Here is a 12,856-nt window from a genome sequence, read left to right as displayed (position 1 = left end):
CCGACGATGATTCCCTTCTCCGTACTCGACCTGTCTCCCGTCATCGCGGGAGGCGACCCCGGACAGGCCCTCCGGTGCACCCTGGATCTGGCCCGCCACGCGGAGGCCTGGAACTACCAGCGCTACTGGCTGGCCGAGCACCACAACATGACGGGCATCGCCAGCGCGGCCACGTCCGTCGTCATCGGGCACGTCGCGGGGGGCACGTCCAAGATTCGCGTGGGCGCGGGCGGCATCATGCTCCCCAACCACGCGCCGCTGGTCATCGCGGAGCAGTTCGGCACCCTGGAGACGCTCTACCCCGGCCGCATCGACCTGGGCCTAGGCCGCGCGCCGGGCACCGACCCGCGGACCTCCGCCGCCCTGCGCCGCGGGCTGATGGGCGCGGACTCGTTCCCCCAGGACGTGGTGGAGCTGCAGAACTACTTCAAGGACCCCACGCCGGGGCAGGCCGTGCGCGCGGTGCCGGGCGCGGGCCTCCACGTGCCGCTGTGGCTGCTGGGCTCCAGCACCTTCAGCGCGCAGCTGGCCGCGGCCATGGGCCTGCCCTTCGCCTTCGCCTCGCACTTCGCGCCCGCGCAGATGATGAGCGCGCTGCACCTGTACCGCACGCAGTTCCGTCCGTCGGACGTGCTCCAGAAGCCGTACGCGATGATTGGCGTCAACGTCTTCGCGGCGGACTCGGACAAGGAAGGCCAGCGCCTCTTCACCTCCTTGCTCCAGGCCTTCATCAACCTGCGCCGGGGCCGCCCGGGCCCGCTCCTGCCGCCGGTGGACAGCCTGGACGGTCAGCTCAATGAGATGGAGCTGGCGGAGATCGAGCACATGCTGGCGTGCACCGTGGTGGGCTCGCCCGACAGCGTGCGCGACGGCCTCCAGTCCCTCATCGAGCAGACCGGGGCCGACGAGCTGATGATCACCGCGCAGATCCACGACCACGCCGCGCGGCTGCGCTCCTTCGAGATCGTCGCGAAAGTGCGCGACGGCCTCAAGGCTGGGGACGCGCCGCCCGCACCGTCCCCGCAAGCCTCGCGATGAGCTGCGCGTCGCGGCTGCCGAAGACGCGCCGCGCGCCACCGGGCAGGCCCAGCACCAGGTAGTGCATGTCCTCCACCAGGAGCAGCGCGGCCATGGAGGCGAAGAAGCCCAGCGCGGTGAAGACGAGCCCCGCCTCGTAGGCGCCGCGCATCGCCGTGACGCTGACGGACAGCCAGGACAACAGGGGCAGCCCCACCACGGCGCCCAGGCCCACCACGAGCAGGTAGGGCCACACCTTCGGCGTGCGGCGCACGGTCTCCACCTGGAGCACGTCGCGCAGCGCCCAGGTCCGGCCGCCCACGACGAGCCGCTCACGGGTGACGCGGACCTGGCCCTCCTGGAACAGCACGGGCTCCGCCGCGTCCGCCGTCTCCAGGGGAGCCACGGGCCGGCGCTCGACTTCACGGCGGGGGACGACGGGGTGCAACACGGTGACGGCGGCCATTGGTTCACCCATGGGTGGTCTCCAACGAGGGAAAGTGCGAGCGCAGCAGGTCGCGCAGCTCATCGAGCGGACGGCCCAGCGCGAAACATGCCCGGGCCCCCTGACACAGGGCGCGTGACACCAGGCGCTCGTCCGCGAAGGGAAGGAGGATGACCACCGGCGCGGCGGAGGCACAGGCCCGCGCGCGGGTCAGCACCGGGAGGATGGCCTCTCCGCGCTCCACGTGCGCCAGCACCAGGTCCGGCCGGGCCGCGTCCGCCGCGTCCAGGAACAGGGCGATGCCCAGGTCGCCCAGCACGTCCGCCAGCAGCGATGCCAGGGACTCATCCGCACCGAGCAGCAGGGCCCGGGTTGTGCGCAGGGACGCCACGCTCCCACGTCACAGCAAGCAACATGCCGGAGCCACCGTCCCGGGGGACGGTGGGAGTGGTCACCGGTGGACCGTGGCAATCCGCCATCACCCCATGGCGGATTGCCAGACCGCGGCTCAGCGCTCCCGCTCGCGACGATGGATGGTGGACACATCGATGCCCAGGAGTTCAGCGGCGCGGGTCTTGTTCCCCCCGCAGTGCTGGACCATCCAGTGGATGTACTCCCCCTCCAGCTTGCGCAGGGTCCACACCCCTTCCTGGGCCTGGCTGAGGGGATTCGCCGGCCCCTCGGGCACCGGCGCGTGGGGGCGCAGGTCCTCCAGCCCCACCGTCTCCCGCGGCACCAGCACCACCAGCCGCTCCACCAGGTTCTCCAGCTCGCGCACGTTGCCCGGCCAGGGCATGGCGCCCAGCGCCGCCACCACCTCCGGAGACAGCGCCGTCACGCGGGAGCGCGGGTTGCGCGCGCGGGAGCGGGCGGTGAAGTGCTCCACCAGCTGCGGGATGTCCTCCCCCCGCTCCTTCAGCGAAGGCACCCGCAGCGTGACGACGTTGAGCCGGTAGAACAGGTCCGCCCGGAAGCGCCCCTCCCGCACCCGCGCCTCCAGGTCCTGGTGCGTCGCCGCCACCACGCGCACATCCACCGTGCGGCTGGCGTCCGAGCCCACCGCCCGCACCTCGCCGTCCTCCAGCACGCGCAGCAGCCGCGCCTGGAGCTCCGTGGGCATGTCCCCAATCTCGTCCAGGAACAACGTCCCGCCGTGCGCCTCCACGAACAGGCCGCGCCGGACGGAGGTCGCCCCGGTGAAGGCCCCCTTCACGTGGCCGAACAGCTCGCTCTCCAGCAGCGGCCCCGGCAGCGCCGTGCAGTTGACGGCCACGAAGGGCCCGGAGGCGCGCGGGCCCTCGACGTGCAGCGCGCGGGCCACCAGCTCCTTGCCGGTGCCGCTCTCGCCCCGGAGCAGCACCGGCGCCGCCGCGTGCGCCACCCGGTCGATGAGCTCGTACAGCGCGCGCATGGGCGCGCTCCGGCCCACCAGCGCGCCCAGCCCCGAGCGCTCCTGCGACGCCTGCTTCAGCGCCCGGTGCTCCGCCCGGAGCCTCCGGTCCTCCAGCGCGCGGCCCAGGTACAGCCGCACCTCGTCCAGGCGGAAGGGCTTGGTGAAGTAGTGGTACGCGCCCCGGCGCATCGCCTCCACGGCGCTCTCCACGCCGCCGAAGGCCGTCATCAGCAACACGGGCAGCTCCGGGTCCACCGCGCGAGCCGCGCCCAGCACGTCCAGCCCGTCCACCTTCTCCATGCGCAGGTCGGTCAGCACCGCGTCGTACACGCGGGAGCGCAGGAGCGTCAGCGCCTCCTCGCCGCCGGTCGCCAGGTCCACCGTCCAGCCCGCGTCCACGAGCGGTTCCTGGAGCATGCGCCCCATCTCCACGTGGTCGTCGACGACCAGGATGCGGGCCTCAGCCGGCGCGTTGCTCGACATGTCGCTCCTCCGGCACGGCGCGGGCCACCGGCCACAGCACGGTGACGCGGGTGCCCTGCCCCGGCGTGCTCTCCAGCTCCACCCGCCCGCCATGGTTGCGCACGACGTGGGCCACCATCGTCAACCCCAGCCCCGTGCCCTGCCCGCGCTTCTTCGTGGTGAAGAACGGGTCGAACACCTGGTTGATGCGCTCCTTCGGGATCCCGCAGCCGTCGTCGCGCACCGTGAGCGCGACCAGCCCCCACGCGCCCTCCTCCGGCCCGGCCAGCGCGGAGGCGGACACCTCCACCCGGCCCCCCTCGCGGCACGCGTCGCAGGCGTTGAGCGTCAGGTTGAGCAACACCTGCTGGAGCTGATCCGCGTCCGCCGCCAGCGCGGGCACCGACTCCGGCACGTCCAGCGTCAGCGTCACCTGGCGCCGCTCCGCCTCCGCGCGCAAGAGCTCATGCAGGGCCGTGGCGAGCGGCCCCAGCGCCACCGGCCGCACCATCGCCGGCTGCAAGCGCGAGAAGTCCAGGAGCTGGCGCAGCGTGCGGCTCACCCGGTCGATCTGCTCGACGATGACGCCCAGGCCCGGGCCCTGCGGGTGCGCGGGGCCCAGCTTCCCCTGCACGTACTCCGCCCGGCCGCGCACCACGCCCAGCGGCGTTCCAATCTCATGCGCGATGCCCGCCGCCAGCACGCCCACGGTGGCCAGCTTCTCCGCGCGCAGCAGCTTCGTCTCCAGCGCGCGCACGTCGCTCAGGTCCTCCACCACCAGGAGCACGCGCGCCTCCTCCTTGGGGTCCTCCACCGTCAGGGGCACCGCGTGCAGGTTGTACGTGCCCTCCTCCCCGAAGAGCGCCAGCGGTTCGCCCAGCAGGCTCAGCGTCCGGTCCTCCCGGCCCGCGGACGCGACCAGCGCGTCGAGCCGCTCCACCACCGGCGCCGGAGCCCCGGGGAACGCGGCCAGCAACGGCGCGCCAGTGACGTTGCCGGGCACGCGCGCGCGGAGCGCCTCGTTGACGGCGCTGATCCGCCCGTCCGCCGTCAGCGCGAGGACGCCCGTGGGCAGGTGGTCGAGGATCTTCCGCGTCCGGTCGTGGAGCGCCGCCAGCCGGGCCGCATGCCGCCGGCTCTCCTGGAGCGCCACCGCGCGCCGCCGCGCCAGCACCACGTACACCGCGAAGGCCACCAGGAAGAACGCCACCAGCGCGCCCGCGCCCAACAGCCGCACCACCAGCGACTGCTCATGCGAGCGCAGCGTCGCGGTCGAGACCAGCGCCGCCACCGCCCAGTGACTTCCGCCGCGCATGCGGATGGGCGTGTAGACGGCCACCACCTCCGCGCGCCCCAGCCCCAGCCGCTCCGCCTCGTGCTCGGACAGGGGCAGCATCCCGCGCGCCCCGGCCTTCAGCCTCGTGACGAGGAAGGCGAAGGCGGGCACGCCCGCGTCCTTCTGCCCCACGCGGCCGAACCACTCCGCCAGGCCCGGGTCGCTCGCGGGCGTGGGCTGCCCGTGCGTGCCCACGAGCAGCATCCGCGCCTCCAGGTCGGAGGTGACGATGCGCAGCGGCGCGAAGAAGGTCTCCGTGTCCACCAGCACCGCCACCGCGCCCTCCGGCTTGCCGTCCGTCGCGGGCAGCGCCGTGGCCAGGATGCGCAGCCACCCGCCGTTGGCCGCGTCCAGGATGGGCGACGTGGTGACGTCGCCGGGAGGCCGCAAGAGGGCCCGCCGCGCCGTCCCCGCCATCTCCGCCACCAGCCCCTCGCGCGACACCGGCGTCTCCGGCTTGCGGTCGAACAGGAGCAGCCGCTCCGCGCCCTCGCCGTCGTAGGCCGCGATGGCCTTGTACTGCCCCACCGCCTCCAGCAACGCGCGCAGCTCGCGCCGGTGCTCCGCCAGGCTCCCGGGCTGGGACATCAGCTCCCCGGCGAAGCGCAGGTTGCGGCCCACCTCCTCCAGCGAGTCCGTGACGCCGCCCACGGCCTCGTCCAGCTGCTTCTGCCGGTCCCCCGCGAACTGCTCCACCAGGGCCGTCCGGCTGCGCTTCACCAGCGTCCACACCCCCACCCCCACGCTCGCCAGGGCGGCGCACAGCAGGAGGATGGGCAGGAGCGTGGACCGCATGGGTGGCCCACAACCTAACCCGGCAAGGGGTCCCAAGTCCTTGTTTCCAGGACCTTTTGTCTCACCCGCCCTCCAGTACGGGACCATTGACGAACCGCGTCGGGCAGTGCTACCTACCGGTCGGTAGGCGAATTGACCTACCGGTCGGTAGGTGGTTCTTCCGGGCGGGAGCAGGCCGCCGGCAAGGAGAGCACGCGTGACACCCACGGGGCGCAAACCGGACGAGGGCGAGCGGTACCGGACCATCCTGGAGACGGCGGCCCGGCTCATCTGCGAGCGGGGCTACGAGGGCACGTCGATGCAGGAGATCGCCGCCGCGTGCCGGATGACGAAGGCGGGGCTCTACCACCACATCCAGAACAAGGAGCAGCTGCTCTTCGCCATCATGAACTACGGCATGGACGTGTTCGAGGAGCAGGTCCTCGGGCCCGTGGCGGACGTGGCGGACCCCATCGAGCGGCTGCGCCAGTGCATGCGGCAGAACATCCACCTGGTGACGAGCGGCCGCAGCAAGGAGGTCATCATCATCCTCCACGAGCACGCCACGCTCACCGGCGAGGCGCGCGAGTACATCGACCGGCGCAAGAAGCGCTACGTGCGCTTCCTGGAGGACGCGTTCGCGGAGGCGAACCGGCTGGGCCGCCTGCGCGGCGTGGACCCCACGGTGGCGGCGTTCTCGCTCCTGGGGATGATCCTCTGGGTCTACAAGTGGTTCAAGCCGGACGGCCGCCTCACCGAGGAGCAGATCGCCGACGGGATGGTGGAGCTGCTCTTCCCCAGCCTCTCGCTGGGTGCCTCGGCGCCCGCGCCCTCGGAAGCCCCCGACGACACGCCCGCGCTGCGCATGGTGCCGCGCGCCGCCTCCGGGGAGGAGCCCCAGTGAACCGCGCCCGGTGGTGTTCCCTGACGGAGGCGGTGGCCTCCATCCCGAACGGCGCGTCGCTCGCGGCGGGCGGGTTCATGCTGGGCCGCGCGCCCATGGCGCTGGTGCTGGAGCTGGTGGCGCAGGAGAAGCGCGACCTCCAGCTCATCTCCCTGCCCAACCCGCTGCCGGCGGAGTTCCTGGTGGCGGGCGGGTGCCTGAAGCGCGTGGAGCTGCCCTTCGGCGCGCTGGTGCTGGAGAACCGCGTGCGCCCCCTGCCCTGCCTGAAGCGGGCCATCGAGGCGGGCGACATCGCGTGGCGTGAGCACGACGGCTACCGCGTGGTGCAGCGGCTGCGCGCGGCCTCCATGGGGCTGCCGTTCATCCCCGCGCCGGACGCGGACGTGTCGGAGCTGGCGGAGGTGGATGCGCCGCGCACGGTGGAGGATCCCTTCACCGGCCGCCGCGTGCCGGTGGAGCCCGCCTACTACCCGGACGTGGCGCTCATCCACGCGCGGGCCGCGGACGACAAGGGCAACCTCCTCATCGAGGACCCCACCACGGACCTGCTCGTCGCGGGCGCGGCGAAGCGGGTCATCGCCACCGTGGAGGAGCGCGTGTCGAAGCTGTCGCGCGTCACCGTCCCGGGCTTCCAGGTGGAGCGCGTGGTGCTCGCCCCCGGCGGCGCGCTGCCCACGGGCTGCCTGGGGAAGTACCCGCACGACGACGCGATGCTGTCCGCCTACCTGGCCGCGGCGGAGGCCGGCGGCGCGAAGGACTTCCTGATGTCGCTGCGCGCGACGCGGAGCGCGGCGTGATGGCGACGACGACGGTGGACCCGACGCCCGCGGAGACGGTGGTGTCGCTGCTGGCGCGGGAGATTGGAGACGGCTCGGTGGTGGCCACCGGCGTGGCGTCTCCGCTGGTCATCCTGGCGATCGCCGTGGCGCGGGCCACGCATGCGCCGGGGCTGACGTACCTGGCGTGCGTGGGCTCCCTGGATCCGGCGCTGCCGGAGCTGTTCCCCTCCTCGGAGGACCTGCGCTACCTGGACGGCCGGTCCGCGGAGGTGAGCATCGCGGACCTGTTCGACCACGCGCGCCGGGGCCGGGTGGACACGGTGTTCTTCGGCGCGGCGGAGATCGACCCGGCGGGCCGCACCAACATGACGGCGTCCGGCAGCCTGGAGAAGCCGCGCGCCAAGTTCCCCGGCGTGGCGGGCGCGGCCACGCTGCGCCAGTGGGTGAAGAACCCCGTCCTGCTGGTGCCCCGTCAGTCGCGCCGCAACCTGGTCCCCCAGGTCCAGGTGGCCACCACGCGCGACCCCAGCCGCCCGGTGCGGCTCATCTCCGACCTGGGCACGTACGAGCTGGGCGGGCCTCGCGGGGCGCGGCTGCTGTCGCGTCACCCCTGGGCCACGGTGGACGCCATCGCCGAGCGCACCGGCTTCGAGTTCGCGGTGCCGGACGCGCTGCCCGTCACCTCCCTTCCCGACGCGCGCACGGTGGAGGCCATCCGGGCGCTGGACCCCCGGAACCTGCGCGACGCGCTCGTCGGCGGCTGAAGCGTCTCCTCTCCCCTTTGTCGCGCTACGAAATGAGGCACCAGATGGAAGCTGTCGTTCTTCGCCAGTTCGGGAATGCAGAGAACCTGCGTCTGGAGACCGTGCCGGTGCCCCGGCCGGGCAAGGGCGAGGTGCTTCTGCGCGTGCACGCGTGCGGCGTCTGCTACCACGACGTCATCAACCGCCGCGGCAACCTGCCCCGCACGCACGTGCCCGCCATCCTGGGCCACGAAGCCGCGGGCGAGGTGGTGGAGGTGGGCCCGGAGACGGTGGGCTGGAAGGTGGGCGACCGCGCCGCCACGCTCCAGCGCATGTCCTGCGGTGAGTGCGCGCTGTGCCTCTCCGGCCGCAACAGCCTGTGCAAGCAGGACAACCGCTTCTTCGGCGAGGAGCTGCAGGGCGGCTACGCGCAGTTCATGGTGGCCCCGGTGCGCGGCCTGGGCCGCGTGCCCGCGGACCTGCCCTGGGCGGTGGCCGCGACGGTGTGCTGCACCCTGGGCACCGCGGTGCACACGCTGCGCACGCGCGCGAAGGTGAAGGCCGGGGAGACGGTGCTCATCACCGGCGCCAGCGGCGGCGTGGGGCTGGCCGCCGTGCAGCTGGCGAAGGTGGACGGGGCGCGCGTCATCGCCATCACCTCCGGCGAGGCGAAGGTCGCCGCGCTCAAGGAGGCGGGCGCGGACGAGGTCATCGTGTCGCGCGGCCTGGACTTCGGCTCGGAGGCGCGCAAGCGCACGCAGGGCCAGGGCGTGGACGTGGCGGTGGAGATCGTCGGCAGCGCGACCTTCGACCAGACGCTCAAGGCCATGGCGCCCGGTGGACGCGTGGTGGTGGTGGGCAACCTGGAGTCGGGGGTGGTGAACCTGAACCCGGGGCTCGTCATCGTGAAGGAGCTGGAGATCCTGGGCGCGTACGCGACCACGCGCGTGGAGCTGGATGAATCCCTGCGGCTCACGGCGAAGGGCCTCATCCGTCCCTTCGTGTCGGAGGAGGTGGCGCTGGCGGACGCGGGCCGTGCGCACTTCCGGCTGGAGAACCGGGAAGTGGCGGGCCGGCTGGTGCTGGTGCCGCCGGCGGCGTGAGGCCTTTCGCGGTCGCGACCTTTTGCTCTTGAGGAGTTCCCCATGAAGAAGCGGGTTGGAATCGAAGCGCTGGCGGTGGCGGTCCCTCGCCGGTACGTGGACATCGAGGACCTGGCGCGGGCGCGCGGCGTGGACCCGGCGAAGTTCACCGCGGGCCTGGGCGCGAAGGAGATGGCGGTCAACGACCCGGGCGAGGACTCCGTGTCGCTGGCGGCCACGGCGGCGGCGCGGCTCCTCCAGCAGCAGGACGTGGATCCCGCGAAGCTGGGCATGCTGGTGGTGGGCACCGAGACGGGCGTGGACCACTCGAAGCCCATCGCGTCGCACGTGCACGGCCTGCTCAAGCTGCCGCGCGCCATGCGCACGTTCGACTCGCAGCACGCCTGCTACGGCGGCACGGCGGGGCTGATGGCGGCGGTGGAGTGGATCGCCTCCGGCGCCGCGGCGGGCCGCTCCGCGCTGGTGGTGTGCACGGACATCGCGCGCTACGGCCTGAAGACGGCGGGCGAGCCCACCCAGGGCGGCGGCGCGGTGGCGCTCCTGGTGTCGGAGACGCCGGACCTGCTGGCGATGGACGTGGGGCTCAACGGCGTGAGCACCGCGGACGTGTATGACTTCTGGCGTCCGGTGGGCCGGCGCGAGGCGCTGGTGGACGGGCACTACTCCATCACCTGCTACCTGGACGCGATGGCGGGGGCGTACCGCGGCTGGCGCGAGCGCGCCCTGGAGCAGGGCCTGGTGCGCTGGGACTCCAAGCTGCCCAGCGAGCAGCTGGCGCGGATCCTCTACCACGTGCCCTTCTGCAAGATGGCGCGCAAGGCGCACGCGCAGGTGCGGCTGTGCGACCTGGAGGACTCCGGCAACGGGCCAGCCACGCCCGAGGCGCGCGACGAGGCCGCGAAGTCCCAGGCCAGCTACGACGCGCAGGTGGCGAAGTCGCTGGGGCTGAACGCTCGCGTGGGCAACGTCTACACGGCGTCGCTGTATCTGGCGCTCGCGGGCCAGCTGCACGCGGAGGGCGCGGCGCTGGCGAACCAGCGCATCGGCCTGCTGTCCTACGGCAGCGGCTCCTGCGCGGAGTTCTACTCCGGCGTGGTGGGCGAGAAGGCCCCGGAGCGCATGGCCCGCGCGGACCTGGACACGGTGCTGGCGAAGCGCGAGCGCGTGTCGGTGGAGGAGTACGAGCGGCTGATGAACCTGCCCTACGACGCGCCGGAGGCGATTGCGCCGGAGCCGGGCACGTTCCGGCTGGCGGAGATCCACGAGTACCGCCGCAAGTACGCGGGCGGCGCGGCGTAGCCACGGCGTGCCCGTCGCGGGAGCCCTCCTCCTGGCTCACACCCCCAGGAGGGAGAGCACCGCGCCTTGGGCTTCGTCCTCCAGTGTCGGCACCTCCGGAGGGCCCTTCGGGTTCGCGCCGTGACAGGGGCCCACCGCTCCCGCCGCGAGGACGGGCGGCCTCCGGGAGCAAGGTCAGGAGCGACGTTCACCCTGGCGCATTCGCGCCCTCACATCCGGCGTCCCCGGAAGCTCCACCGCGAGCGGCGGCCCCATGCCGCCGCGACCAGCACGAGCGCCCCCGGCACCCACCCGGGCGCCGCCGCGCAACCATCCTTCGGCGGCGGCTGCTCCCCCGGAGGCGTGGGGGTCACGGGCTCCACCCCGGCGTCGCTGCCGGGAACGGGCGCTCCGAAGAGCTGCGCCAGCTGGGGCCACAAGGCCGGACATCGCTGCTGCACGGGCGTCGTGGCGGGACACTGGTGCGCGCCCTTCACGTCGCTGAGCCGGAACATCGGCTCCCAGGTCGTTCCCTCGTCGGCGCTGCGCGCCAGCGCCCAGCCCCCGGTCCAGCTCGCGCCACAGGCGTAGAGGGAACCGCCGCGCTTCAGGGAGCAGGCGTTTCCGTTCGGCTCCGCGAGCTCCACGAAGGGCTCGTCGTCGTGGCCCCGGAAGAGGCGGGTCGTGGTGGAGACCCAGACCGTGCGCCCGTCCTCGGAGGACTCCACGCTGGCGATCCGCTCGTAGGTGTCCATCACGGGCGTCAACGTGGCGCCGCCATCCGTGCTCTTGAGCAATGAGTCGCGGCCCTGGGCGGAGACCCGCGCCCAGAGCACGTCGGGCGAGGTATCGCTCACGCGCAGCAGGACGAGATCGTACGGGAGCTGGAAGCGGGTCAGCGGCTGGGGCAGCCGGGTCCAGGTCTGGCCGCCATCCTCGCTGCGGGTGAGGAACTGGCCGTCCACGTCCTGGCCCGAGGCATAGACGCGCTGCGGATCCGAAGCGGCGACGCGGATGGACGTGAAGCGGGAGTTCAGCGTCGGCGGGAGCACGAGTGTCCACGACCCGCCGCCATCCTCGGAGCGGTAGAGCCCGTTGCTCAGGGAGGGCCGGCCGGTGCTGACGTAGAGACGCTGCTCGTCGGACGCATGCATGGCCAGACTCGTGACCCAGGTGTCCTTGAAGAAGGCATCCGGAGTCCACGTGCAGCCGGCATCGTCGGAGCGCACCAGCGCGCTCCCCGTGGCGGCGAGCAGCGTCCCTCCGGAAAGCCAGAAGTAGCGCTCCGGGCGCCAGATGGCGATGCCCATGCCCTCCGGGCAGATCCACCGCCACGTCGCGCCGTGGTCTCGGGAGATGAGCGCGCCCGACGGGTCGCCCATGATCCAATCGTCCTCGTGCCCTCCGCGTACGCTGATGCTGCTCGCCTCGTCAGGCATGCCCCAATGCGCCACCGCCGGCGCCGCCCACAGCGACAGGAGCAGCGGCAGCCTCCAGGACAGGAGGACGGAAGTCTTCGTCACGGTGTGGCTCCGGTGCGGCGATGCGCCTCGCGGGCGAGGAGGAGGGGTGAAACTCCGCGCGCCGGGGCCTCCGGCGCGCGGCACTTCGATGGACCGCGCGTCAGTTCGCCGCGTTCCGGTACTCGAAGTCCTCGAGCGTCATCAGGTAGTCGCCCTTGTCGGCGCGGTAGCGCATGCAGTAGCGCGTCGGGTAGAGGCCCGAGGCCTCCATCGCCGGAGGCGCCTTGATGACCCGGCAGTCATCGGCCGGCTTGCTCTTGGCGAAGCTGCCCTCGACGACGGTCTCGAAGTACGTGATGTGGCCGTCGTACGCGCCATAGACGAACGCCTGCGTGAAGGGCTCGCCGTTGAAGGGCGACTCCGCGATGTCCGCCAGGTGGTTGCCCATGCGCGCGGAGACGCCGCGCTGGTTCTCGAAGCCCGTCGGGTAGAAGGGCGCCGGGGGGTCCTTGATGGCCTTCGCGTAGTCGTTGCAGTCCGTGTAGACGCCGCACGGCCCAGTGCGGATGAAGTTCCGCTTCACGAAGTCCTGCATGAAGAAGTGCAGGTCGAAGTGCCCCTTGTCGAACGCGCCGATGGGGCCGTGCCCCCGGCCCTGCCAGTTGAACATGATCCACTGGAAGGGGACGTCCCTGATCTTGGGGAACCAGAGCACGCGCTCGTGCCCGCCGTTGCACTCCTTCTCCGGGTCCGTCACCCCGTCATTGTTCATGTCCCAGCACGTCTGCCCGTCGTTCGTCGGCACCATGGGCAGGGTGTCCATGGCGGCCTGGTCCACGGTCACGCCAATGGCCTTCACCGAACCGTCCGCGTTCTTGTGGACGATGGACTGCACGTAGCCATCGCCAAACGACACACGGTTCTCCATCAGGTCGCATGGGCCTCGGTAGGCACCGTGCTTCACCTCCGAGGACAGCTCCTTCTCGGAGACCTTCTTGGACTGGTTGTCGATACAGGCATCGACGGTCTCCCCTTCATCGGAACAGCCAGCCATGCCCAGCAGGGCCACACCCAGGATCCACGGACTCAGACGCAGCGACACGGTGCACTCCTTGTGAACGAAGAACGAATCCAGACGACGCAAGACAGCCCCGCCCCT

General features: G+C 72.3%; 12 protein-coding genes. 6 read left to right on the top strand and 6 right to left on the bottom strand.

Features of this window, described 5'->3' with window-relative positions; translation table 11 throughout:
* Window positions 1-6 precede the first annotated feature (6 nt).
* Window positions 7-1,038: an LLM class flavin-dependent oxidoreductase gene (locus tag GTY96_RS23620; RefSeq protein ID WP_143905002.1), complete on the top strand. Its 1,032-nt coding sequence runs from the start codon at window positions 7-9 to the stop codon at window positions 1,036-1,038.
* On the opposite strand, the gene GTY96_RS23615 is transcribed toward GTY96_RS23620, so the two are convergent.
* The 4 genes from GTY96_RS23615 to GTY96_RS23600 form a co-directional block, all read right to left on the bottom strand.
* A complete protein-coding gene (locus GTY96_RS23615) occupies window positions 989-1,495 on the bottom strand; it encodes a DUF6232 family protein (RefSeq protein WP_143905001.1) in 507 nt (168 codons plus the stop codon). The two genes, GTY96_RS23620 and GTY96_RS23615, sit on opposite strands and share 50 nt — an antisense overlap.
* On the bottom strand, window positions 1,488-1,853 hold the full coding sequence (locus GTY96_RS23610; protein WP_143905000.1) for a DNA-binding response regulator: 366 nt from the start codon (window positions 1,851-1,853) through the stop codon (window positions 1,488-1,490). Before GTY96_RS23610 ends, GTY96_RS23615 begins: the two co-directional genes overlap by 8 nt.
* A 117-nt stretch (window positions 1,854-1,970) precedes the next feature.
* A complete protein-coding gene (locus GTY96_RS23605; RefSeq protein WP_143904999.1) occupies window positions 1,971-3,338 on the bottom strand; it encodes a sigma-54-dependent transcriptional regulator in 1,368 nt (455 codons plus the stop codon).
* Window positions 3,316-5,448, bottom strand: coding sequence for an ATP-binding protein (locus tag GTY96_RS23600; RefSeq protein WP_161665892.1), 2,133 nt, complete (start codon window positions 5,446-5,448; stop codon window positions 3,316-3,318). Before GTY96_RS23600 ends, GTY96_RS23605 begins: the two co-directional genes overlap by 23 nt.
* 196 nt (window positions 5,449-5,644) lie before the next feature.
* Here GTY96_RS23600 and GTY96_RS23595 point away from each other — a divergent pair, with 196 nt between their 5' ends.
* From GTY96_RS23595 to GTY96_RS23575, 5 genes are read left to right on the top strand one after another with little or no spacing between them, the layout of a single operon-like run.
* Window positions 5,645-6,331, top strand: coding sequence for a TetR/AcrR family transcriptional regulator (locus tag GTY96_RS23595; RefSeq protein WP_143904997.1), 687 nt, complete (start codon window positions 5,645-5,647; stop codon window positions 6,329-6,331).
* Window positions 6,328-7,128: a CoA transferase subunit A gene (locus GTY96_RS23590; RefSeq protein ID WP_143904996.1), complete on the top strand. Its 801-nt coding sequence runs from the start codon at window positions 6,328-6,330 to the stop codon at window positions 7,126-7,128. The genes GTY96_RS23595 and GTY96_RS23590 overlap by 4 nt, the downstream gene beginning before the upstream one ends.
* Window positions 7,128-7,874 carry a CoA-transferase subunit beta gene (locus GTY96_RS23585; RefSeq protein ID WP_161665891.1) on the top strand — a complete coding sequence of 249 codons (747 nt, stop codon included), beginning with the start codon at window positions 7,128-7,130 and terminating at the stop codon, window positions 7,872-7,874. The genes GTY96_RS23590 and GTY96_RS23585 overlap by 1 nt, the downstream gene beginning before the upstream one ends.
* A 44-nt stretch (window positions 7,875-7,918) precedes the next feature.
* Entirely contained in the window at window positions 7,919-8,956 is a 1,038-nt protein-coding gene (locus GTY96_RS23580; protein WP_143904994.1) for a zinc-binding dehydrogenase, read from the top strand.
* Between the two features lie 42 nt (window positions 8,957-8,998).
* A complete protein-coding gene (locus GTY96_RS23575; RefSeq protein WP_143904993.1) occupies window positions 8,999-10,255 on the top strand; it encodes a hydroxymethylglutaryl-CoA synthase family protein in 1,257 nt (418 codons plus the stop codon).
* A 209-nt stretch (window positions 10,256-10,464) separates the two neighbouring features.
* Here the strand turns inward: GTY96_RS23575 and GTY96_RS23570 are convergent, their stop codons facing one another.
* Complete coding sequence (locus tag GTY96_RS23570; RefSeq protein ID WP_161665890.1) at window positions 10,465-11,757, bottom strand: WD40/YVTN/BNR-like repeat-containing protein; 1,293 nt, start codon at window positions 11,755-11,757, stop codon at window positions 10,465-10,467.
* 100 nt (window positions 11,758-11,857) lie between these two features.
* Window positions 11,858-12,799: a hypothetical protein gene (locus tag GTY96_RS23565; protein ID WP_161665889.1), complete on the bottom strand. Its 942-nt coding sequence runs from the start codon at window positions 12,797-12,799 to the stop codon at window positions 11,858-11,860.
* Window positions 12,800-12,856: the final 57 nt, after the last annotated feature.

Source organism: Corallococcus silvisoli, assembly GCF_009909145.1.
Taxonomy (GTDB): domain Bacteria; phylum Myxococcota; class Myxococcia; order Myxococcales; family Myxococcaceae; genus Corallococcus; species Corallococcus silvisoli.
The sequence above is the reverse complement of the archived record's forward strand: the minus strand, read 5'-3'. Positions and strand labels throughout refer to the sequence as shown.